Source organism: Leifsonia sp. 10N434 (assembly GCF_056394405.1).
On the sequence record NZ_JBFTHV010000002.1, the window covers coordinates 154,009 to 175,162 of the forward strand.

18 protein-coding genes and 1 tRNA gene are annotated in these 21,154 nt (G+C 68.9%); 11 read left to right on the forward strand and 8 right to left on the reverse strand.

What is annotated here, in order from left to right; genetic code table 11:
* Window positions 1-46 precede the first annotated feature (46 nt).
* Window positions 47-2,479 (forward strand): phosphoketolase family protein, encoded by a 2,433-nt coding sequence (locus tag AC1DB1_RS06370; protein WP_477200183.1) that lies wholly within the window; start codon window positions 47-49, stop codon window positions 2,477-2,479.
* Between the two features lie 14 nt (window positions 2,480-2,493).
* On the opposite strand, the gene AC1DB1_RS06375 is transcribed toward AC1DB1_RS06370, so the two are convergent.
* Window positions 2,494-3,270 (reverse strand): SGNH/GDSL hydrolase family protein, encoded by a 777-nt coding sequence (locus tag AC1DB1_RS06375; RefSeq protein WP_477200184.1) that lies wholly within the window; start codon window positions 3,268-3,270, stop codon window positions 2,494-2,496.
* A gap of 103 nt (window positions 3,271-3,373) precedes the next feature.
* Here AC1DB1_RS06375 and AC1DB1_RS06380 point away from each other — a divergent pair, with 103 nt between their 5' ends.
* Entirely contained in the window at window positions 3,374-3,850 is a 477-nt protein-coding gene (locus AC1DB1_RS06380) for a VOC family protein (protein ID WP_271178769.1), read from the forward strand.
* A 24-nt stretch (window positions 3,851-3,874) separates the two neighbouring features.
* Here AC1DB1_RS06380 and AC1DB1_RS06385 read toward each other — a convergent pair whose 3' ends face one another.
* The 3 genes from AC1DB1_RS06385 to AC1DB1_RS06395 form a co-directional block, all read right to left on the reverse strand.
* Complete coding sequence (locus tag AC1DB1_RS06385) at window positions 3,875-4,804, reverse strand: hypothetical protein (protein WP_477200185.1); 930 nt, start codon at window positions 4,802-4,804, stop codon at window positions 3,875-3,877.
* Between the two features lie 151 nt (window positions 4,805-4,955).
* Window positions 4,956-5,984 carry an LLM class flavin-dependent oxidoreductase gene (locus AC1DB1_RS06390; RefSeq protein WP_271178767.1) on the reverse strand — a complete coding sequence of 343 codons (1,029 nt, stop codon included), beginning with the start codon at window positions 5,982-5,984 and terminating at the stop codon, window positions 4,956-4,958.
* Window positions 5,985-6,053: 69 nt separating this feature from the next.
* Window positions 6,054-6,854: an alpha/beta hydrolase gene (locus tag AC1DB1_RS06395; RefSeq protein ID WP_477200186.1), complete on the reverse strand. Its 801-nt coding sequence runs from the start codon at window positions 6,852-6,854 to the stop codon at window positions 6,054-6,056.
* A gap of 111 nt (window positions 6,855-6,965) precedes the next feature.
* Here AC1DB1_RS06395 and AC1DB1_RS06400 point away from each other — a divergent pair, with 111 nt between their 5' ends.
* Window positions 6,966-7,775 carry an MBL fold metallo-hydrolase gene (locus tag AC1DB1_RS06400; RefSeq protein ID WP_477200187.1) on the forward strand — a complete coding sequence of 270 codons (810 nt, stop codon included), beginning with the start codon at window positions 6,966-6,968 and terminating at the stop codon, window positions 7,773-7,775.
* On the opposite strand, the gene trxA is transcribed toward AC1DB1_RS06400, so the two are convergent.
* Window positions 7,768-8,094, reverse strand: coding sequence for a thioredoxin (trxA, locus tag AC1DB1_RS06405; RefSeq protein ID WP_477200188.1), 327 nt, complete (start codon window positions 8,092-8,094; stop codon window positions 7,768-7,770). The two genes, AC1DB1_RS06400 and trxA, sit on opposite strands and share 8 nt — an antisense overlap.
* A gap of 69 nt (window positions 8,095-8,163) precedes the next feature.
* Here trxA and AC1DB1_RS06410 point away from each other — a divergent pair, with 69 nt between their 5' ends.
* The 4 genes from AC1DB1_RS06410 to AC1DB1_RS06425 are packed head-to-tail and all read left to right on the forward strand — an operon-like array spanning window position 8,164 to window position 13,155.
* A complete protein-coding gene (locus tag AC1DB1_RS06410; protein ID WP_271178763.1) occupies window positions 8,164-8,664 on the forward strand; it encodes an FBP domain-containing protein in 501 nt (166 codons plus the stop codon).
* A gap of 37 nt (window positions 8,665-8,701) precedes the next feature.
* Window positions 8,702-9,103, forward strand: coding sequence for a DUF6855 family protein (locus tag AC1DB1_RS06415; protein ID WP_477200189.1), 402 nt, complete (start codon window positions 8,702-8,704; stop codon window positions 9,101-9,103).
* A 45-nt stretch (window positions 9,104-9,148) separates the two neighbouring features.
* Window positions 9,149-10,582 carry a 3' terminal RNA ribose 2'-O-methyltransferase Hen1 gene (locus AC1DB1_RS06420; protein WP_477200190.1) on the forward strand — a complete coding sequence of 478 codons (1,434 nt, stop codon included), beginning with the start codon at window positions 9,149-9,151 and terminating at the stop codon, window positions 10,580-10,582.
* Window positions 10,579-13,155 (forward strand): polynucleotide kinase-phosphatase, encoded by a 2,577-nt coding sequence (locus AC1DB1_RS06425; RefSeq protein ID WP_477200191.1) that lies wholly within the window; start codon window positions 10,579-10,581, stop codon window positions 13,153-13,155. The genes AC1DB1_RS06420 and AC1DB1_RS06425 overlap by 4 nt, the downstream gene beginning before the upstream one ends.
* A gap of 56 nt (window positions 13,156-13,211) precedes the next feature.
* On the opposite strand, the gene AC1DB1_RS06430 is transcribed toward AC1DB1_RS06425, so the two are convergent.
* A complete protein-coding gene (locus AC1DB1_RS06430; protein WP_477200192.1) occupies window positions 13,212-14,897 on the reverse strand; it encodes an HAD family acid phosphatase in 1,686 nt (561 codons plus the stop codon).
* A 192-nt stretch (window positions 14,898-15,089) separates the two neighbouring features.
* On the opposite strand from AC1DB1_RS06430, the gene AC1DB1_RS06435 reads away from it, so the two are divergent.
* Window positions 15,090-15,398, forward strand: coding sequence for a putative quinol monooxygenase (locus AC1DB1_RS06435; RefSeq protein WP_271178759.1), 309 nt, complete (start codon window positions 15,090-15,092; stop codon window positions 15,396-15,398).
* 68 nt (window positions 15,399-15,466) lie between these two features.
* Here the strand turns inward: AC1DB1_RS06435 and AC1DB1_RS06440 are convergent.
* Window positions 15,467-15,549 (reverse strand) — tRNA-Leu (locus tag AC1DB1_RS06440).
* A 38-nt stretch (window positions 15,550-15,587) separates the two neighbouring features.
* Here AC1DB1_RS06440 and AC1DB1_RS06445 point away from each other — a divergent pair.
* A complete protein-coding gene (locus tag AC1DB1_RS06445) occupies window positions 15,588-16,193 on the forward strand; it encodes an ANTAR domain-containing response regulator (RefSeq protein WP_271178758.1) in 606 nt (201 codons plus the stop codon).
* Window positions 16,194-16,278: 85 nt separating this feature from the next.
* On the opposite strand, the gene AC1DB1_RS06450 is transcribed toward AC1DB1_RS06445, so the two are convergent.
* Window positions 16,279-16,683 (reverse strand): hotdog fold thioesterase, encoded by a 405-nt coding sequence (locus AC1DB1_RS06450; protein WP_477200548.1) that lies wholly within the window; start codon window positions 16,681-16,683, stop codon window positions 16,279-16,281.
* A gap of 67 nt (window positions 16,684-16,750) precedes the next feature.
* On the opposite strand from AC1DB1_RS06450, the gene polA reads away from it, so the two are divergent.
* Together polA and AC1DB1_RS06460 are read left to right on the forward strand one after the other, a co-directional pair.
* On the forward strand, window positions 16,751-19,423 hold the full coding sequence (gene polA / locus AC1DB1_RS06455; RefSeq protein ID WP_477200193.1) for a DNA polymerase I: 2,673 nt from the start codon (window positions 16,751-16,753) through the stop codon (window positions 19,421-19,423).
* A gap of 56 nt (window positions 19,424-19,479) precedes the next feature.
* A complete protein-coding gene (locus tag AC1DB1_RS06460; protein ID WP_477200194.1) occupies window positions 19,480-21,153 on the forward strand; it encodes a DUF885 domain-containing protein in 1,674 nt (557 codons plus the stop codon).
* Window position 21,154 lies beyond the last annotated feature (1 nt).

Consider the following 21,154-nt stretch of genomic DNA (forward strand, 5'->3'; position numbering starts at 1 on the left):
CGGAGCGGACCCCCGCGTAGGATGCCGAAAAAGGGGAAGGTACTCGATGAGAACTCGCACGTCCACCGCGCTCACGTCCGAAACGCTCGACCGACTGGATGCCTGGTGGCGCGCCGCCAACTATCTCTCCGTCGGTCAGATCTACTTGCTGGACAATCCGCTGCTGCGTGAGCCGCTGACCCGGGACCACATCAAGCCCCGGCTCCTCGGCCACTGGGGCACCACGCCCGGGCTGAACTTCATCTACGCGCACCTCAACCGCGTCATCCAGGAGCGGGACCTGGACACGATCTTCATCGCCGGCCCAGGCCACGGCGGACCCGGAGTGGTCGCGAGCGCCTACCTCGACGGCACCTACAGCGAGATCTATCCGCGGATCGACCGCACGGCTGACGGCCTGCGCAAGCTCTTCCGCCAGTTCTCGTTCCCCGGTGGCATCCCGAGTCACGCGGCGCCGGAGACACCGGGCTCCATCCACGAGGGCGGTGAGCTCGGCTACTCCCTCTCGCACGCCTACGGCGCGGCGTTCGACAACCCCGACCTGCTGGTCGCAGCCGTCGTCGGCGACGGCGAGGCCGAGACCGGGCCGCTCGCCACGGCGTGGCACTCGAACAAGTTCCTCGATCCGGCGACCGACGGCGTCGTGCTGCCCATCCTGCACCTCAACGGGTACAAGATCGCGAATCCGACGGTGCTGGCGCGCATCCCGGAGAAGGAGCTGCTCGAGCTGATGCGCGGGTACGGTCACACGCCGTACGTCGTGTCCGGAGGCTTCGACGGGGAGGATCCGCGCGCCGTGCACGAGCGCATGGCCCAGACGATGGACGAGATCCTCGACCAGATCGCGGGCATCAAGCGTGCGGCGAAGGCGGGAGACCTCACCGAGCGGCCCGCGTGGCCGATGCTGATCCTGCGCACGCCGAAGGGGTGGACCTGCCCGAAGGAGATCGACGGCCACCCGGCCGAGAACAACTGGCGCTCGCACCAGGTGCCGCTGGCGGATGCGCGGGACACCGAGGCGCACACCAAGCTGCTCGAATCGTGGCTGGCCTCATACCGCCCGGAAGAATTGTTCGACGACGAGGGCGCTCCGCTGCCCCTGATCACGGGGCTGGCGCCAGAGGGCGACCGGAGGATGAGCGCCAACCCGGTCGCCAACGGCGGCCTGCTGCGCAAAGACCTCCGGCTGCGCGACTTCCGCGACTACGCCGTCGACGTTCCTGCTCCCGGCGAGACGGTCGCCGAGGCCACGAAGGTCCTCGGCGAATGGCTGCGCGACGTGATGATCGACAACCACGAGACGTTCCGGCTGTTCGGGCCCGACGAGGTGGCCTCCAATCGCCTCCAGGCCGTCTTCGAGGTGACGGACAAGCAGTGGAACGCCGAGCGCTGGCCGATCGACGACGACAACCACCTCGCCCCGAGCGGACGGGTGATGGAGATGCTCAGCGAGCATCAGTGCCAGGGCTGGCTCGAGGGCTACCTGCTCACCGGGCGGCACGGCGTCATCACCTCGTACGAGGCGTTCATCCACATCGTCGACTCGATGTTCAACCAGCACGCCAAGTGGCTCAAGACGTCACGCCACATCCCGTGGCGCCGGCCGGTCTCGTCGCTCAACTACCTGCTGAGCTCCCATGTCTGGCGCCAGGATCACAACGGCGCCTCGCACCAGGACCCGGGATTCATCGATCACGTCATCAACAAGAAGGCCGACGTCGTGCGGGTGTACCTGCCGTTCGACGCCAACACCCTGCTCTCGACCTACGACCACTGCCTGCGGTCGGTGGACTACGTCAACGTCGTCGTGGCTGGCAAGCAGCCGGCCCCCAACTGGCTGACGATGCAGGAGGCGATCGAGCACTGCACTCGCGGGATCGGCATCTTCGACTGGGCCGGAACCGAGGTCGAGGGCGAAGAGCCCGACGTGGTGCTCGCCTGCGCGGGGGACGTCCCGACCCTCGAGGTGCTGGCGGCGGCGTCGATCCTGCGCGAGCGCATCCCGTCGCTGCGCGTGCGGGTGGTCAACGTGGTCGACCTGATGCGCCTGCAGAGCGAGGGGGAGCATCCGCACGGCCTGAACGACCGCGAGTACGACGCGCTGTTCACGACGGGCAAGCCGGTGGTGTTCGCCTATCACGGGTATCCGTGGCTGATCCACCGGCTGACGTACCGGCGCAACGGCCACTCCAATCTGCACGTGCGCGGGTACAAGGAGGAGGGCACCACCACGACGCCGTTCGACATGGTGATGCTCAACGACCTCGACCGGTACCACCTGGTGATCGACGTACTCGACCGGGTGCCCGGGCTCGGGGAGCGCGAGGGCGCCTTCCGGCAGGAGATGCAGGATGCCCGGCTGCGGGCGCGTCAGTACACGCGCGAGCACGGAGAGGACATCCCCGAGGTCGCCGAATGGGCGTGGGGCGGCGGCACAAAGCGCACCCGCCTCGACACGACGGGCGGCGACAACGACTGACGGCGGGCTCAGCCTCAGAGCGGGGCGGCCGCCGACGGGTCGACGATCGTGAGCGACGGGATCTTGGCCGTGCGGCCGTCGCCCGACGACCGCCCCGTGAGGCGGCGGCCGATCCAGGGCAGCACGTAGCGGCGGTAGTAGTCCACGGTGCGGCGGGACTTCTCGCCGGCCGGGGCGGCCGCGACCTCGTCGACGCCCCATTCGGCGGGCACGGGAACGCCCAGGGCGGTGAGCACGTTGCTCGCCACCCGGGCGTGCCCGAGGGAGTTGAGGTGCAGCCGGTCGACGGACCAGTACCGGATGTCACCGAGTCCCTCGTCGACCCAGTTGTCGACGAAGGTCACGTTGTCGAGGGGGAGTCGAGCGCGTACGGCCGCGTCGAGCTCGTCGCCACGACGCCGCATCACTGACCCGAGCGGCAGGTGCGCGGTCGGATTGGCGCCACTGAGAAGCAGCATGTGCAGCCCGGCGGCGGTGACGCGCGTGGCGGCGTCGTCGAGCATCGTGACCACCGACTCCATCGACACCTTGGGCCGCATGATGTCGTTGCCGCCGCCGTTCAGGCTGATCAGCTGGGGTCGCTGATCGATCGCCGGCTGCAGCTGCTCGGTGATGAGCGGCCGGAGCTTGCGACCGCGGATGGCGAGGTTGGCGTAGCGCACCGGCTCACTCGACGCCGCGGCGAGACCGAGGGCGACGAAGTCGGCCCAGCCCCGCGTGCGTCCGTCGGGAAGCTCGTCGCCGACACCCTCGGTGAAACTGTCGCCGATGGCGATGTAACTCGTAAACACATAGCTACGCTACCCGTCGCGCGTACCATGGGCCGCACGTGCCCCACAGAACGATCCACTCAGACGCGCATCGACGCGCGACCAGACGTGAAGGAGTACCGCGATGCAAACCATTTCCCCGTACCTGTGGTTCGATGACCAGGCCGAGCAGGCTGCCGAATTCTATGTCTCGCTCTTTCCGAACTCGCGCATCCTCGAGGTGAGGCGGTTCGGAGACGACGCGCCGGGTCAGGCGGCCGGCGTCACGACCGTGCGGTTCGAGATCGACGGCATGGAGGTCGGAGCGCTGAACGGCGGGCCGCTGTTCCCGTTCACCGAGGCGGTCTCGTTCATGGTGCAGGTCGAGACGCAGGAGGAGATCGACCGCCTCTGGAACGCCCTCATCGCCGATGGCGGCGAACCCAGCCAGTGCGGCTGGCTCAAAGACCGCTGGGGGCTGTCGTGGCAGATCGTGCCGACCGCGCTCGACCGGCTGTTCTCCGATCCGGACCCGGCTCGGGTGCGCCGCGCCACCGAGGCCATGCTCTCGATGGGCAAGCTTGACATCGCGGCCCTCGAAGCCGCCGCCGACGCCGCCTGAGCGCAGCCGAGAGGCGGGACGGGGTCAGCCGAGGAGCGTCTGCCAGGCGAGCAGGTGCTCGACAGTGACGCCGCCGTACCCGGCGGTGGTCGAGAAGTGCGATCGCACGAGCGCGGTCTCCGTCTCGAGAGCCACCGGCGAGTCGTCGCCGAAGGTGTACTGGGCGCCGCCGGCCACGGCGGGGGTGTCCGTCTCGACGCCGATCGTGAACGGCACGGCGGCGATGGCGGCGGCCTGAGCGGCGGGCTCCGCGAGCGCGATGATCCCGTCGGATCCGGCGGCGTGATCGGAGAAGGCGACGATCGCGACGCTCTGCAGGTGCGGCAGGAGCGCGTCGAACGCGGTGCCGTCACCGACCGGATGCGCGGCGAGCCACCAGGGGAGGTCGGCCCCGATCGGCACATCGCCCGCGGCGGTGCGCGCCGCGTCGAGCATCGCCGCGTACTGGGGCACGATCGTGGCGAGATCCGGGTTCGGGATGCCCGCCCACGGCTCGACGTCGAACTGCACAGCATCGAACGGCGCGGTGCTCAGGGCATCGGTCACCCATTGCGCGGCGAGCGACGGCTGGGTCGTCCATCCGGAGTCGCCCCCGAGCGCCGACACCGAGATGCCCGCCTCGTGCAGTGCGGTGACGGCTTCGGGCAACCAGGTCGCGAAGGCGCCCTGGTTGGCGGCCCACGGCACCGACAGGTAGACCGAGCGCAGGTGGTGCTCCTGAGCGAACGCGACGAGGGCGGCGGGCTCGAACTGCGGTTGGCCGAGGCCACGCGCATCCGTCGCCGGATCGATCGGGTTGCCCCACGCCCACATGCTGGTGATGGCGGAGGGAGCGGAGCCCTCGGTGCTGTTCTGCACCGCGACGGCGGGGGCCGCGGCGATCAGCGATCCTCCCGCGACGATCGCGCCGGCGAGCGCACTCACCACCACCGATCTCACCCTGAACGCAGGCACAGCACACCCCTTCGTCGTTGTCGTCGCCGCGCTTCGGGTGTGCAGCGCACTCATTCTGTCAGGTGGTGTGCCGCGCGCGCCAGCGGGTGCCACGACGGCCGGTGCCCCGTCTTCGAGGGGGTGTGCACCGCAGCCGGCCCGGCGGCCGGGGTCAGTCGCGCCAGCCGAGTGCGGGCGCGATCTGGGTGGCGATCGTCTCGAGCAGGTGGGCGTTGTACTCGACCCCGAGCTGGTTCGGGACCGTCACCAGCACGGTGTCCGCGTCTCGCACCGCCGCATCGTCGCGCAGCTCCTCGACGATCTGCTCCGGGTCCCCGGCGTAGGTCTTGCCGAACCGGGCGATGCCGCCGTCGAGGTGGCCGAGCTGGTCGGTGCGCTCGCCGAGCGCCGTCGCCCCGAAGTAGCGCCGGTCCAGGTCGTTCGTGATCGGCAGGATGCTGCGGCTGACCGAGACGCGCGGCTCGCGCTCCCAGCCGGCCTCCGCCCAGGCCTCGCGGTACAGCCGGATCTGCTCCGCCTGCAGGTCTCCGAACGGCACGCCGGTGTCTTCGGTGAGCAGCGTCGAGCTCATCAGGTTCATGCCCTGCTCGGCCGTCCAGACCGCCGTCTGCCGTGTGCCCGAGCCCCACCAGATGCGGTCGGGCAGGGTCTCCGAGCGTGGTTCGATCGCCAGCGGCTGCTCGACCCCGGTCATCTGCGGGTTCGACATCGCCGCGCCCGCACCTGCGATCACCGCCCGGAACACCTCCGTGTGGCGCCGGGCGAGATCCGCGTCGGTCTCACCGTCGTTCGGCGCGTAGCCGAAGGACTCGTACCCCTGCAATGCCGTCTCGGGTGATCCCCGGCTGATGCCGAGCTGGAGCCGGCCGCCGCTGATGAGGTCGGCCGCCGCGGCATCCTCGGCCATGTACAGCGGGTTCTCATAGCGCATGTCGATCACCGCGGTGCCCAGCTCGATGCGGCTGGTGCGGGCGCCCATCGCCGCGAGCAGCGGGAACGGCGAGGCGAGCTGGCGGGCGAAATGATGCACGCGCACGTAGGCGCCGTCGATCCCGACCTCTTCGGCCGCGACCGCGAGGTCGATCGACTGGAGCAGAGCATCCGAGGCCGTGCGAGAGACCGAGCCGGGGATCGGCTGCCAGTGTCCGAAGGAGAGGAATCCGATGCGTTTCACGTTCATCCCAAGGCCGGTGACGCCGCCGGTATTCCTGCCCCGGCGGCGCCCGGCGTCGATGTCGGTTTGCGGGTGTCAGTCGCCGACGTGCTGCTGGCGGAGCCAGACCAGCACCTCGGTAGCGACGTCGTGCCAGCCGTGGTCGATGGTCAGCGAGTGCCCGCGGCCGTGGAACTTGATCAGCTCGGTCACCGCGTTGGAGTCGCGATACTGCTTCATCGTGGCGTCGGTCGTGACATCCGGGACGGTGTGGTCGGCCGTGCCCGAGATCAGCAGCAGCGGGCCGCGGTCTTCGTTCTTGGTGTCCACTGCGGCCTGGGAGTGCAGCGTGAAGTTGGCCGCGGCGGCCTGGAAGAGCGGGCGCACCGTCGACGGGATGGTCCAGGCGTCGTAGAGCTGCTTGGACTCCTCATCGGTGAGCGCGTTGCCGAAGCCGTACTTGAACTCCTTCTCCGTCAGGCTGATCGCCTTGTTAATGTTCGCCGGATTGCCGAGGGCGGGGAGCGCGGCCTTGAGCTGGGCGAGGGGGAGCGGGAGCACGCCCTTGATCTGTGCCGGGTCGATTGCGACGCCGGCATTGCCGTAGCCGAGGCCGAGCAACTTTTCGGTGATCAGACCGCCGAACGAGTGGCCGATGATGATCGGCGGCTGGTCGTAGCCGTCGATGATCTTCGCGAAATGGTCCGTCACTTCGTCGATACTCTTGCCGGCGACGTCGTCGGCGTGCTCGCGCGTCTCGGCGACGGTCTCCTTCTCGCCGGGCCAGCCCGGCGCGACCGCGTCTAAGCCTTCGTTCTGGAAGTACTCGATCCAGGGTTGCCAGCTGGTGCCGTGGAGCCAGAGGCCGTGGATGAAGATCACCGGTTGATTCGCCATGTGCTCGTACCTTTCGAGGAACGTCGAGGAGGGGAGATCGGGTGTCGCAGGCACAGGCTATTCCCGGCATGCGGCCGCAAGCAATGGCTGACCGGGGAGTATGGTCTCCGCATGGTCGATTGGTTGTGCGCGACGTGCGCCGTCGAGTATCCGGCGGGCGCGGAGCATCCGGTGACGTGCCCGATCTGCGAGGACGAACGGCAGTACGTGCCACCCACGGGTCAGGTGTGGACCTCGCTTCAGCAGCTCGCGTCGGACGGCGAGCGCATCGGCGTCTCCGAACTCGAACCCGACCTCTATGCTCTCCGGTCCGAACCGAAGGTGGGCATCGGTCAGCAGAGCATGCTCCTGCGCACTCCGCAGGGCAACCTGCTGTGGGATCCGACCGGCTACGTGGACGAGGAGGCGGCCGCCGCGGTGCGCGCCCTCGGCGGTGTATCCGTGATCGCCACCAGCCACCCGCACATGCTCGGGGCGCAGACGTCGTGGTCACGGCTGCTCGGAGACGTCCCGGTGCTGGTGCACGAGCGCGACCGCCGGTGGGTGCAACGCGAGGAGCCGTGCATCCAGACCTGGTCGGGGGAGCGCCAGGTGCTCCCGGGGGTGACGCTGCGCACGATCGGCGGCCACTTCCCCGGCAGTGCGGTGGTGCACTGGGATCGCGGCGTGGTGCTCTCCGGCGACACGGTGTTCCCCGGGCCGTCCGGTCGCTGGGTGACGTTCCAGCGCAGCTACCCGAACGACATCCCGCTCTCGGGGGCGGTGGCGCGGCGGGTGGCCGATGCGGTGTGCGAACGGCCGTTCGACCGGCTCTACGGCAACCTGGGCAACTCCGTGCTCCAGGATGCGCGGGGCGCGGTGCTGCGCTCGGCCGACCGCTACATCGCGTGGGTCACCGGCGCGAACGACCACCTCACGTGAGGTAGGGCGCCAGCTCGAACTCGAGCGCCGGCTTGGGCTTGGCGCCGACGATCGTCTTCACCACTTCGCCGCCCTGGAAGACCTTCATCACCGGAAGCGACATCGCGCGGTACTCCATGGCGGACTTCAGGTTCTCGTCAGCGTTGATCTTGAGGATCGTGATGGTGTCGGCGTGCTCCGCGGCGAGCTGCTCGAGGATGGGCGAGAGTGCCCGGCACGGCCCGCACCACGGGGCCCAGAACTCGACGATGGTGGTCTTGTCGGCGGAGAGTACCGTCTGGTCGAAGGTGGCGTCGGTGACAGCAGTGAGGTGAGTCATGCGGCGAGGTTAGACCGTGACCCCAGGGGCAAGGTCAAGCTGTGACAGCATGGAGGAGGAGGAAAAAGCATGGACATCCTTTCGCAGGCGGAGATCCGCGACGCGTTCGTGAACTGCTCCCGCAGCGAGGCCGCCGAACTCCCCATGCCGCCGGGGCTCCACGAGGTGGACTGGTCGCGCCGCGAGTATCTCGGCTGGCGCGATCCCCGCGTGCCGCAGCGCGGCTACGTGGTGGTTCCGACGGAGAACGGTCCGGTCGGTATCGTGCTGCGGGCATCCGAGGCGTCGATGCGCTCACACGCGCCCACGATGTGCGGCTGGTGCCAAGACGTGCACCTCACCCACGACGTGTACCTGTACGTGGCCAAGCGGGCGGGGCAGGCCGGCCGCAACGGCGACACTGTCGGCACGCTGCTGTGCGGTGGTTTCGAGTGCTGCGAGAACGTGCGCCGCACCCCGCCGCCCTCGTACGTCGGCTTCGATGCCGACCTGGTGGTCGCCGACCGCATCGCCGGGCTCGCCGAGCGCGCCCGCCGTTTCGCCAACACGGTGGTGGGCGCGCGCATCTAGCCGCATACTCGATTTATCCCTCGAGAAGGAGGCCACGATGGCCGACGGCACGAAGGACGACCCGTGGCTCCTGAAGACGGCCCCCGGATCGTCGGAGTATTCGATGTGGCGTGACGAGGCGGGCGACCCACCCGCGCTGGTGTGCCAGGTGGGGCCGACGACCCTCAAATACCACCTCAGCGCGATCGACGATCTCGCGGGGTGGCTGCGCGAACAGGGTGACTGGGTGCCGCTCGGCGCCGCCGACGAGCAGAAGCAGGCCGCCGCAGGCACGGTGGAGGCGTGGGGACGTGACGAGTCCAACCCGGTGGGTGGCTGGTACGGCCTGCGCAAGGGCTACCGGGGACGGTTCGGGATGTACCTGCCACCGCTGCTCGAGGCGCTCGGTCTCGCCGAACTCACGCACGACGCACGGAACAACCGGGTACGCGCGCTCTGACGGCATCCGGGCCGATAGGGTGGCCTGACGCGACCTGGGGGCCCGATGCTCGTCACTCTCACCTACACCGGACCGTCGGCGACGGACCTCGGCTTCCTGCTGCACAAGAACCCGGAGCGTGCGCACGTGTTCGACCTGAGCGTCGGGCGAGCGCATGTCTTCTACCCGGTCGCAGACGACGCGCAGTGCACGGCGGCGTTGCTGCTCGAGATCGACCCGATCGAGCTGGTGCGGAGCAAGCGGTTCCGCGGGTCCGGCGACGGGACGCTCGCCCACTACGTGAACGACCGGCCGTACGCATCCGGATCGATGATGGCGACGGCGGTCGGCGCCGTCTTCCGCACAGCCATGACCGGTCGCAGCGACGCGCGTCCTGACCTCGTGGCGAATCCGATGCCGCTCGTGATCGAGCTGAGCGCGGTCCCCGTCCGCGGGCCCGTCGATCTCGCCGCCCGACTCTTCGAGCCGCTCGGCTGGCAGGTCACGGCGACGGAGCAGCCGCTCGACGACGCCTTCCCCGAGTGGGGATCCTCTCCCTACCAGGCCATCCGGCTGGAGGGCACGGTGAGGCTGGCCGACGCTCTCCGGCACCTGTACGTGCTGCTGCCTGTGCTCGACGACGCGAAGCACTACTGGGTGAGCGACGACGAGGTGGGCAAGCTGCTGCGCGCCGGCGAGGGATGGCTGGCCGGGCATCCGGAACGCGAACTGATCACGCAGCGCTACCTGAAGCACCAGCGGTCGTACATCGACGACGCGGCGACACGGCTCGCCGAGGCGGACGGTGTGCCGGCGCTCGCCGCGGAGGGGCCGGAGACACCGGAGGCAGCAGATGCTGCGGAGGCAGGGGCGGTCGCCGGCGACGACCGCGCTCCGCTCAACCGCGTGAGGGCCGAGGTCGTGCTGGGCATCCTCCGCGAGCTCGGCGCTCGCCGTGTCGCCGATCTCGGCTGCGGACCAGGAGCCCTGCTGCGCCCGCTGCTCGACGACCGCGCGCACGTTGAGATCGTCGGAACGGACGTGTCCGCCGGCGCGCTGGCCGTGGCGGCCGAACGTCTTCAGCTCGGCCGGTTGAGCGATGCCCAGCAGGGCCGGGTGCGACTGCTGCAGTCGTCGGTGACGTACCAGGACGACCGGATCGCCGGGCTCGACGCCGTCGTGCTCATGGAGGTCATCGAGCACATCGATCCGGAACGCCACGCGGCCGTCGAGCGCGCGGTGTTCGTTGCCGCGCGTCCGGCGGCGGTGATCGTCACGACGCCCAACCGCGAGTACAACGAGCTCTATCCGTCGCTGTCAGCCGGGGCGATGCGCCATCCGGATCACCGGTTCGAGTGGAGCAGGGGCGAGTTCCGTGCATGGGCGACGGGTGTGGCCGGACGCACCGGCTATGGCGTCGAGTTCAGAGACGTGGGCGACGTCGATGAGCGCCGGGGGTCGCCGACCCAGCTCGCACTGTTCCGGAGGGAGGACGCATGACCGGGATGGATGGATCGATCGCCGAGCCGGCGGAACTGCGCATTCCGGCCCTGTCGCTGGTGGTGCTCGTCGGCGTCAGCGGCTCGGGCAAGTCGACCTTCGCACGGGAGAAGTTCGCGCCGTTCGAGACGCTGTCGAGCGACTTCTTCCGCGGGCTGGTCTCCAACGACGAGAACAGTCAGGAGGCGACGGCGGCCGCATTCGATGCCCTGCGGTTCGTCGCCGCGAAACGTCTCGAGGCCGGTCTGCTGACGGTGATCGACGCCACGAACGTTCAGCAGAGCTCGCGCAAGAGCTTCGTCGACCTGGCCAAGGCACACGACGTGCTCCCGGTGGCCGTCGTCCTCGACCTGCCCGAGCGCATCTGCGTCGAGCGGAACGCCGCGAGGCCGGACCGCGACTTCGGCGCAGCCGTGGTGCATCGCCAGCACGGGCAGCTGCGCAAGTCCCTTCGATTCCTCGCCACGGAGGGGTTCCGCTCCGTCCACGTGCTGAGCAGCGTGGCGGAGATCGCCGCGGCGCGGGTGCAGAGGGTTCCGCTGCTCACCGACCGGCGCGGAGAGACCGGGCCGTTCGACGCCATCGGCGACGTGCACGGCTGCCTGTCGGAACTCGAGGGCCTGCTGACGACGCTCGGCTACGCGCTGCGCCGTGACGATGAGGGGCGCGCGGTCGACGCCGAGCATCCGGAGGGCAGGCGCGTCGTCTTCCTCGGCGATCTGGTCGATCGCGGTCCTGACAGCCCCGGCGTGCTGCGCCTGACGATGGGAATGGTCGAGAACGGCCACGCCCTGGCCGTGCCCGGCAACCACGAGGCCAAGCTGGTGCGCGCACTCCGCGGGGCGAAGGTGCAGGTCAGCCACGGGCTGGAGCGGACGCTCGCGCAGCTGGCAGATGAGACACCCGAGTTCCGTGCCCGGGTGGAGACCTTCTGCCACGACCTGGTGTCGCATCTCGTGCTCGACGACGGACGCCTCGTGGTCGCTCACGCTGGACTTAAGGAGGCGTACCAGGGGCGGGCATCCGGCCGGGTTCGTTCGTTCGCGCTGTACGGGGACACCACGGGGGAGACCGACGAGTTCGGCCTGCCCGTGCGCCTGCCATGGGCCGACGACTACCGTGGATCGGCGACCGTGCTCTACGGGCACACGCCGACCCCGCGGGCGGAGTGGGTCAACAACACGATGTGCCTCGACACGGGCTGCGTGTTCGGCGGGTCGCTCAGCGCTCTGCGCTACCCCGAGCGCGAGGTCGTCTCGGTGCCCGCCGAACGGGTCTGGTACGAGCCCGCCCGGCCGTTCCTCCCCGAGGACGGCGACGGCGACACGTCTCCGGAGCGCGAGGGCGGCCTGCTGCGCATCGACGACGTGCTCGGCAAGCACATCATCGAGACATCCACACACGGCCGCATCGGCGTGCGGGAGGAGAACGCCGCGGGGGCGCTGGAGGTCATGAGCCGCTGGGCCGTGGATCCGCGCAGGCTGCTCTACCTTCCGCCGACCATGTCGCCGCCGAACGCGAGCGCGCGCGAGGGACTGCTCGAGCATCCGGATGAGGCGTTCGCGGCGTATCGGCGCGAGGGCGTGACTCGGCTGCTGGCGGAGGAGAAGCACATGGGCTCGCGCGCCGTCGTGCTGCTGACCCACGATGCCGAGCGGTTCGGCGGCGAGCCGGGATGGCTCGGCACCGTGCACACCCGCACCGGGCGCCGGTTCTTCGAGCCGGGATTGGAGCAGGGGTTCCTTCGACGGCTCGACCGTGCGGTCGCGACGGCCGGAGTGTGGGACGAGCTGGAGACCGACTGGCTGCTCTTCGACGCCGAACTGCTGCCGTGGTCGCTGAAGGCGGGAGCGATGATCCGCGAGCAGTACGCGACCGTCGGCGCTGCCGCACGCGCAGCGCTGCCTCCCGCGGTGGCGGCGCTCGAGGCCGCGGCGGCTCGCGGCATCGAGGTCGGCGCGCTCCTGACCAGCACCAGGATGCGTGAGCGCGATGCCGACCGGTACGTCGACGCCTACCGCCGGTACGTCGGCCACGCCGATGGACTCACGGGGGTGCAGCTCGCGCCGTTCCAGGTGCTCGCGGCCGAGGGAAGGCAGTTCGCCGACCACGACCACGGCTGGCATCTCGCGATCGTCGACCGTGTGGCCGCCGCCGATCCGGTGCTCGTGCGGCGCACCCGCCGCCTGCCGATCGACCTCGACGATGCCGAGTCGGTCGCGGCGGCGACCGCCTGGTGGACGGAGCTCACCGAATCCGGAGGCGAGGGGATGGTCGTCAAGCCGTTCGCGAACCTGGTGCGCACCGACTCCGGGCTCGCTCAGCCGGGCATCAAGGTGCGCGGCCGCGAGTACCTGCGCATCATCTACGGACCCGATTACACCGAGCCCGAGAACCTGGTGCGTCTCCGCGACCGGAACGTCGCCCATAAGCGCTCGATGGCGCTGCGGGAGTATGCGCTGGGCCTCGAGGCGCTGGAGCGGCTGGTGGGCGGTGCGCCCCTGTGGCAGGTGCACCAGGCGGTGTTCGCCGTGCTCGCGATGGAGTCGGAGCCGGTCGACCCCCGGCTCTGATCGAGCGGGGCCGGGAGAGAGGCCCGCAGCGGCGCGCCGCGGGCCTCCCGATCCGGTCAGGGAAGGTAGTACGTGGGGTTCGGCAGCTTGATGGCGCGGTCGGCGTGGCCGCCGATCAGGTCGCTGAACTGGTCGCCGAAGTTCGCCACGATGTCGTAGCGTCCGCCGGACGTCGACTCGACGTGCGCCCTGGTCTGCGACTTGTACTCGATCGTGGTGCACTTCGCGGTCGCGCAGGTGATGTACGACGGCTGCTGCGACGTGCCGACGCCCGTCCACTTGGTGTAGTAGTTCGCGGCGGTGAAGCCCGTATAGCCGACCTTGGCGAGGTTGCCCAGGGTGGCTGCCTTCTGGTCGTCATTGCGGCCGGTCAGTCCGACGATCGTGCATCCGGACTTCTGGGCGACCGAGGCGAGGGTCACCATCGAGGGCGTGGCGGGGAAGCGCTGGTCCTGCACCCAGACGTCCTGCTCGGCGGGGTTGAAGTTGAAGTGCATGTCGGCCACCTCCATGTCGTACGTCCACAGGGTGGTGTCGTCGGCATCCAGCACGATGGCCGGGTTCTTATGCAGCTTCTTGCCCACGAAGCACGCCGCGGCGACGGCCGGAAGCTGACGCTGGACGAGGGACCGCATCTCACGGATGTACGGAGAGTCGGTCTTGTTCGCGATGCCCGTGCCCGGGTCGCCGTAGTAGGTGTAGATCGTCGACTTCACCGAGTCGATGTTCGGGATGCCCTCGCCACCGACCTTCGCACCGCTGGAGCCGTCGGCCGCCATCGTGAAGTGCGTGCGGGGTGCCAGCCACGGCTGCGAGACGCCGGGAAGGTTCGCCGACGGCAGGTAGTAGGTCGGGTTCGGCAGTTTGAGTGCGCGGTCGGCGTAACCGCCCTGCAGGTCGGACCACTGGTCGCCGACATTCAGCGCGATGTCGTAGCCGAGGCTCTCGATGTGCTTGCGGGTGAGCGCCTTGTACTCGACCGTCGTGCACTTGGCGGTGACGCAGGTGATGTACGACGGCTGCTGGGAGGTGCCGACTCCGGTCCACTTCGTGAAGAAGTTCTGCGTGTTGAACGGCGTGTACCCGACCTTGCTGAGGTTGCCCAGCGTTGCCGCCTTCTGGTCGTCGTTGCGTCCGGTGAGCCCGAAGACGGCGAAGCCCATGGCGGCGGCCTTGTTCACGAAGGCGACCATGCTCGGGGTCGCGGGGAACCTCTGGTCCTGCACCCAGACGTCCTGCTCGGCCGGACTGAAGTTGAAGTGCATGTCGCCGACTTCCATGTCGTACGTCCACAGCGTGGTGTCGTCGGCGTCGAAGACGATGGCCGGCTTCTCGCCGTGACGCTTGGCGTCACGGTACAGCGAGCTCAGCTTCGCGGTCTCGCGGGAGACGATCGAGGCCATCTCGGTGATGTACGGCGACGCGGTCTTGTTCGCGATGCCGGTTCCGGGGTCGCCGTAGTAGGTGGCGATCGTCTTCTTGTCCGAGTCGATGTTCGGGATGCCCTCACCGCCGACCTTCGCGCCGCTGGAGCCGTCGGGGGCCATCGTGAACTGCGTGCGCGGCGCGAGTGTCTGCGAATGGCCGCCGCCGTGCCCGCCGCCGGGGCCCGGATCCCAGGCCTGGGCGCCGGATGCTCCGACGAGGGTCAGCCCCAGGGCGAGCGCCACGGTGGCGGCGGTCGCTCCGAGCGAGCGCCGGATGGGCGTCCGCGGGGCGGGGGAGTCGAATCGAGTGGTCATGGAGTCACCGTTTCCGTTCAGCACCGAACACCCCCGAACGGGGGCCTCCGTGCACTTTAGTCGCGCGCCCGGGCGTCGCGCCAGCCGTGTTGACCCACCGCGTCCGTCGCGCCAGGCTGGAGGCGCCGCTCCCGCAGTTCATCGCTGCGGCAGCACTGATCCGGCCCAAGAAAGCATCAGAAGGAGAAGCCCATGCCTGTCGTCGTCGCCGTTCTCACCCCGCTCGACGGTCACACGCAGAACGTCCTCGACGCCTTCGAGGTGGCCGCTCCGCTGGTGCACGCCGAGCGGGGATGCGAGCTCTACGCGGTCCACACCGACGGCACGCGGGTGGTGGTCGTCGAGCGCTGGACCGAGCTGGCCGACCTGCAGGCGCACTCCGCCGGCGCGGCCATCGCGGAGCTCAACCGTCTGAACGCCGGACATCTCGACGGCCAGCCCGAGGTGCTGGTGACCGAGAACGTGCCGTTCGGCGATCCGCGCAAGGGGACCATCGCGTAGGCGAGACGGTCACCGCGCCGGTGTCGTCGGCCTCCGATCACTCTGCACAGATGTGCAATGAGCGTCGGTGCCGGTGGTGGGACTCGAACCCACACGCCCTTTCGGACAAAGCATTTTGAGTGCTCCGCGTCTGCCATTCCGCCACACCGGCGCACAACAACATCGACAGAATACCGTAGGCTTTTACCCGTGACTGACCAGGAAGCTACCTCAACCACCCCGCGACGCGTCGTCGTCGCGGAAGACGAATCCCTGATCCGGCTCGACATCGTCGAGATCCTCCGTGACAACGGATTCGAGGTCGTCGGGGAGGCCGGAGACGGCGAGACCGCCGTCGCACTCGCCACCGAGCTGCGACCCGACCTGGTCATCATGGATGTCAAGATGCCCCAGCTCGACGGCATCTCGGCGGCGGAGCGCCTGTCGAAGGGCCACATCGCCCCCGTCGTGCTCCTCACCGCCTTCAGCCAGAAGGAGCTCGTCGAGCGGGCGACCGAGGCCGGCGCCCTCGCCTACGTCGTCAAGCCGTTCACGCCGAACGACCTGCTCCCCGCCATCGAGATCGCCCTCGCCCGGTACGCGCAGATCATCGCGCTCGAGGCCGAGGTGTCCGACATGGTCGAGCGCTTCGAGACCCGCAAGCTGGTCGACCGCGCCAAGGGTCTGCTGAACGAGAAGATGGGGCTCAGCGAGCCCGAGGCCTTCCGCTGGATCCAGAAGGCGTCGATGGACCGTCGCCTCACCATGCACGACGTGGCCCAGGCCATCATCGAGCAGCTCGCTGCCAAGAAGTAAGCAGAGCAGCCTCCGAACATCGTAAAAGCGCGGCCCCGGATCACCGGGAGCCGCGTTTTCGCGTTGCTGGGGGCTGGATGCGCCTCTAGAGATCCCTGATCAGGTTCGTGATGCGGATGGTCGAGCAGCGTCGCCCCTGGTCGTCGGTGACGGCGATCTCGTGCGTGGTCAGGGTGCGGCCGAGGTGGATGGGCGTGCAGACGCCGGTGACGTAGCCGCTCGTGGCCGAGCGGGTGTGCGTCGCGTTGATCTCGATGCCGACGGCGAGGCGGTCCTTGCCGGCGTGCAGGTTGGCCGACATCGACCCGAGGGACTCGCCGAGCACCACGTAGGCGCCGCCGTGGAGGAGGTCCGCCGGCTGCGTGTTGCCCTCGACGGGCATCCGGGCCACAGCGCGTTCGATGGTGAACTCGAGGATCTCGATCCCCATCTTCTCGGCCAGTCTGCCGAGCCCTCTCTCGTTGACGTATGCCAGCGCATCCTCGGTCATCCGGGTCTCTCTCACCTTCGTCGGCAGGGGCGATTCTCTTGTCACAGGTGCCTTGTAGGCTGTCCTGGTGTCAGACTCCGAAAAGCCTACCCTCCTGATCATCGACGGCCATTCGCTGGCATTCCGGGCCTTCTACGCTCTGCCGGTCGACAGCTTCGTCAACCGTGACGGGCAGCACACCAACGCCATCCACGGCTTCATCGCGATGCTCATCAACCTGCTCTCGCAGCAGCGGCCGACGCACATCGCTGTGGCGTTCGACATCTCGCGGTACTCGTTCCGCACACGCGAGTATCCGGAGTACAAGGGCACCCGCGGCGAGACCCCGCCGGAGTTCGTCGGGCAGATCCCGCTGCTCGAAGAGGCGCTGCACGCCATGAACATCACGACGGTCACCAAAGAGGACTTCGAGGCCGACGACATCCTCGCGACCCTGGCGACGCAGGGCGCGGCCGAGGGCTACCGCGTGCTCATCGTCTCGGGTGACCGCGACACGATCCAGCTCGTCAACGACGACGTCACCCTGCTCTACCCGAACGTGCGCGGCGTCTCCGAGCTCAAGGTCTACGACCCGGCCGCGGTGCGCGAGCGCTACGGCATCGAGCCGTATCAGTATCCGGAGATCGCGGCACTGGTCGGCGAGACCAGCGACAACCTCGTCGGCATCGACAAGGTGGGCGAGAAGACGGCCGTCAAATGGGTGCAGCAGTACGGCACGGTCGACGAGATCGTCGCGCACGCCGACGAGATCAAGGGCGTGGTCGGGCAGAACCTGCGCGACCAGAAGGAGAACGCCCTCCGCAACCGCCGGCTCAACCGCCTGCTCACCGACGTCGAGCTGCCGGTCCGCCCTGGCGATCTCGAACGGCGCGCCCTCAACGAGATCGCCGTGCGCGACATCTTCGCCAAGCTGCAGTTCAAGACCCTGCTGGAGCGCCTGCTCAAGACCGCGGCAGAAGAGGGCCACTACGACGCGTCCGGCGGGTTCAGCGAGGCGATCGAGACCGGTGCCGTGACGATTCCGCCGGTCCGCACGATGGTCGACGAGGAGCTCGCGAACTGGCTCGCCAAGAACTCGGCGGACGGCGCGGCGATCGGGGTGCAGGTCGAACTCGGTCCGGCCGGCATCATCGGCTTCGGCCTCGCCGGCGCCGACGACACCGTGTACGTGCCGTGGGCCGCGGGCCGGATGGACTACCAGGCGCTCGAAGAGTGGCTCGCCTCGAGCGCGCCCAAGCACTTCTTCCACGCCAAACCGCAGTTCAAGGCGCTGAGTCGTGCCGGGCTCATCGTCGACGGTCTGGCGTTCGACACGAGGATCGCCTCGTGGCTGGTCCGCCCGGGCAGCGCACCGCAGTCGCTGGCCGAACAGGTCTACGAGGTGCTGGGCGAGACGCTGCCCGTCTCGGACCCCAATCAGCTTGTCGCACTCACCGACACCGTCAGCCCCGCGACCGAGGCGTGGTACCTGCGACGGGTGGCCGAGGCCCAGGCGCTGGCCCTCGACGACGGCACCCGCGCCGTGCTCGACGACATCGAGCTGCCGCTCGTCGCGGTGCTCTCCGAGATGGAGCTCACCGGCGTCACCATCGATCCCGAGGTGCTTGCGCGACTGCGCGGTGAGCTCACCGACAAGGCGAACGACTACGCCGCCCGCGCCTACGCCGAGATCGGCCACGAGGTGAACCTGGGCTCGCCCAAGCAGCTGCAGCAGGTGCTCTTCGACGAGCTGCAGATGCCCAAGACGCGCGCGACGAAGACCGGCTTCTCCACCGACGCGGCCTCGCTCGCCGATCTGCAGGAGAAGAACCCGCACCCGTTCCTGGGTCTGCTGCTGCAGCACCGCGACGCCACGAAGCTCAAGCAGATCGTCGAGACGCTCGAGCGCTCGGTCGAGACCGACGGTCGCGTGCACACGACCTACGACCAGACCGGCACCAGCACCGGACGCATCTCCTCCAACGACCCCAACCTGCAGAACATCCCCGTTCGCACGGAGGAGGGTCGCGAGATCCGCTCGGCCATCCGCCGCGGCGACGAGTTCGAGACCCTGCTCACGGCCGACTACTCGCAGATCGAGATGCGCATCATGGCGCACCTCTCCGAAGACCCGGGACTCATCGAGGCCTTCAACGCCGGCGAAGACCTGCACCGTTTCGTCGGTGCGCGCATCTTCGGGGTCACGCCTGCCGAGGTCACGCCCGCGATGCGCACCAAGGTCAAGGCGATGTCGTACGGTCTCGCATACGGTCTCAGCCCGTTCGGCCTGTCCAAGCAGCTGCGCATCGAGACGGCCGAGGCCAAGCAGTTGATGAGCGACTACTTCGAGCGCTTCGGCTCCGTGCGCGACTATCTGCGCGGGGTCGTGGAGCAGGCGCGGGTCGACGGCTACACCGAGACGATCTTCGGGCGCCGGCGGCCGTTCGCCGATCTCACGAGCACCAACCGCGTGCTGCGCGACAACGCCGAGCGCGCCGCGCTCAACGCGCCGATCCAGGGTTCGGCCGCAGACATCATGAAGATCGCCATGCTCGGCATCGCCGGCGACCTGATCGACCAGAAGCTCTCGTCGCGCATGCTCCTGCAGGTGCACGACGAACTGATCTTCGAGGTCTCGTCGGGGGAGTGGGACGCCCTGGAGGCCATCGTGCGCGACCGCATGGCGCACGCCGCCGACCTGCGGGTGCCCCTCGACGTGCAGGTCGGGCGGGGAGACAACTGGGACGCCGCCGCGCACTGACACGCGGGGGCTGCTCGGCCTGGCACGTCCGGCCCCTCGGCCAATAAGGTCGAAGCATGACGAACGCAGAGAAGCGAGAGCCCACTCCGATCGACACGATCGCAGAGGAGTGGGTCGACACCCAGCTGGAGTTGTTCCCCGAGTTCCACGTGTGGCTCGGCCGCCCCGGACGTGAGGGCGAGTACGCCGACTACTCGCCGGCCGGCGCCGAACGCGCCGTGGCCGAGGTCAAGAAGGCGCTGACCAAGATCGAGGCGGCGGAGCCCGTCGACGACATCGATCGCGTCACCAAGATGGACCTCACGCGCGACCTGCAACTGCAGGTCGAGAAGCACGACGCCGGCTTCGGCCAACGCGACCTGAACGTCATCGCGTCGCCGGCGCAGGAGCTCCGCGACATCTTCGACCTCGTCCCGACCGACACCGAAGACGACTGGTCGAACGTCGCCAAGCGGCTGCACAACCTGCCCGCCGCGATGGACGGCTACATCGAGACGCTGCGCAGCGGTATCGCCGCTGGAAACGTCCCGGCTATCCGGCAGGTGCGAGAGGTGCTGACCCAGGCGAAGAAGCAGGTCGCCTCCACCGGCTTCTTCTTCGAGTTCACCGGCGACGCGAAGGCCGGCGACGGCGAACTCCCCGCGTCGCTCGCCTCCGACCTCGCCGCGGGAGCGCAGGAGTCGGCCGCCGCGTACGCGAAACTGGCGGACTTCCTCGAGAACGAGCTCGCTGGGCACGCTCCGGAGAAGGACGCCGTGGGCCGAGAGCTGTACTCCCTGGCCTCGCGCGACTTCCTGGGAGCGACGGTCGATCTCGACGAGACGTACGAGTGGGGAATCGAAGAGCTCGCGCGCATGGTCGCCGAGCAGGAGTCGATCGCCCGCGAGATCAAGCCGGGCGCCAGTGTGCACGAGGCCATCGCGTTCCTCGACGGCGACCCGAGCCGCAAGCTGCACGGCACCGACGCCCTCCAGCGCTGGATGCAGGAGACCAGCGACCGTGCCATCGAGGAGCTCGGAAAGTCGCACTTCGACATCCCCACCGAGATCCGCCGGCTGGAGTGCATGATCGCCCCGACCCAGGAGGGCGGGATCTACTACACCGGTCCGAGCGACGACTTCACGCGCGCCGGCCGAATGTGGTGGAGCGTCCCCGAGGGCGTCACCGAGTTCGACACCTGGCGCGAGCTCACGACCGTCTATCACGAGGGTGTTCCCGGACACCACCTGCAGATCGCCCAGGCGACCTACAACAAGGCGCAGCTCAACTCGTGGCGGCGCATCGCGGGCACGTCGGGGCACGCCGAAGGCTGGGCGCTGTACGCGGAGCGTCTGATGGAGCAGCTCGGCTACCTCGACGACCCCGCCGACCGCCTCGGGATGCTCGACGGCCAGCGGATGCGCGCGGCCCGCGTCGTGCTCGACATCGGCGTGCACCTCGAGAAGCCCCTGCCGGACGGATCGGGACCGTGGACCGGCGAGTACGCCTTCCAGTTCCTCGGCGAGAACGTGAACATGAACGACGGGTTCGTGCGCTTCGAGGTGAACCGCTACCTCGGCTGGCCGGGACAGGCGCCGTCGTACAAGATCGGCCAGCGCATCTGGGAGCAGCTGCGCGACGAGTACGCCCGCCGCGAAGGCGCTGCCTTCGACATCAAGGCGTTCCACAAGAAGGCGCTCGACATCGGCGGTGTCGGCCTGGACACCCTGAAGTCGGCACTGCTCGACTGAC

What these genes read in the sequence shown, in the direction of transcription:
- AC1DB1_RS06370 (WP_477200183.1), top strand. Translation starts at nt 47, where the DNA reads ATGAGAACTCGCACGTCCACCGCGCTCACGTCCGAAACGCTCGACCGA.
- AC1DB1_RS06380 (WP_271178769.1), top strand. Translation starts at nt 3,374, where the DNA reads ATGCAAACCATTTCCCCGTACCTGTGGTTCGATGACCAGGCCGAGCAG.
- AC1DB1_RS06390 (WP_271178767.1), bottom strand. Translation starts at nt 5,984, where the DNA reads ATGAACGTGAAACGCATCGGATTCCTCTCCTTCGGACACTGGCAGCCG.
- AC1DB1_RS06395 (WP_477200186.1), bottom strand. Translation starts at nt 6,854, where the DNA reads ATGGCGAATCAACCGGTGATCTTCATCCACGGCCTCTGGCTCCACGGC.
- AC1DB1_RS06400 (WP_477200187.1), top strand. Translation starts at nt 6,966, where the DNA reads ATGGTCGATTGGTTGTGCGCGACGTGCGCCGTCGAGTATCCGGCGGGC.
- trxA (WP_477200188.1), bottom strand. Translation starts at nt 8,094, where the DNA reads ATGACTCACCTCACTGCTGTCACCGACGCCACCTTCGACCAGACGGTA.
- AC1DB1_RS06410 (WP_271178763.1), top strand. Translation starts at nt 8,164, where the DNA reads ATGGACATCCTTTCGCAGGCGGAGATCCGCGACGCGTTCGTGAACTGC.
- AC1DB1_RS06415 (WP_477200189.1), top strand. Translation starts at nt 8,702, where the DNA reads ATGGCCGACGGCACGAAGGACGACCCGTGGCTCCTGAAGACGGCCCCC.
- AC1DB1_RS06420 (WP_477200190.1), top strand. Translation starts at nt 9,149, where the DNA reads ATGCTCGTCACTCTCACCTACACCGGACCGTCGGCGACGGACCTCGGC.
- AC1DB1_RS06425 (WP_477200191.1), top strand. Translation starts at nt 10,579, where the DNA reads ATGACCGGGATGGATGGATCGATCGCCGAGCCGGCGGAACTGCGCATT.
- AC1DB1_RS06430 (WP_477200192.1), bottom strand. Translation starts at nt 14,897, where the DNA reads ATGACCACTCGATTCGACTCCCCCGCCCCGCGGACGCCCATCCGGCGC.
- AC1DB1_RS06435 (WP_271178759.1), top strand. Translation starts at nt 15,090, where the DNA reads ATGCCTGTCGTCGTCGCCGTTCTCACCCCGCTCGACGGTCACACGCAG.
- AC1DB1_RS06450 (WP_477200548.1), bottom strand. Translation starts at nt 16,683, where the DNA reads ATGACCGAGGATGCGCTGGCATACGTCAACGAGAGAGGGCTCGGCAGA.
- AC1DB1_RS06460 (WP_477200194.1), top strand. Translation starts at nt 19,480, where the DNA reads ATGACGAACGCAGAGAAGCGAGAGCCCACTCCGATCGACACGATCGCA.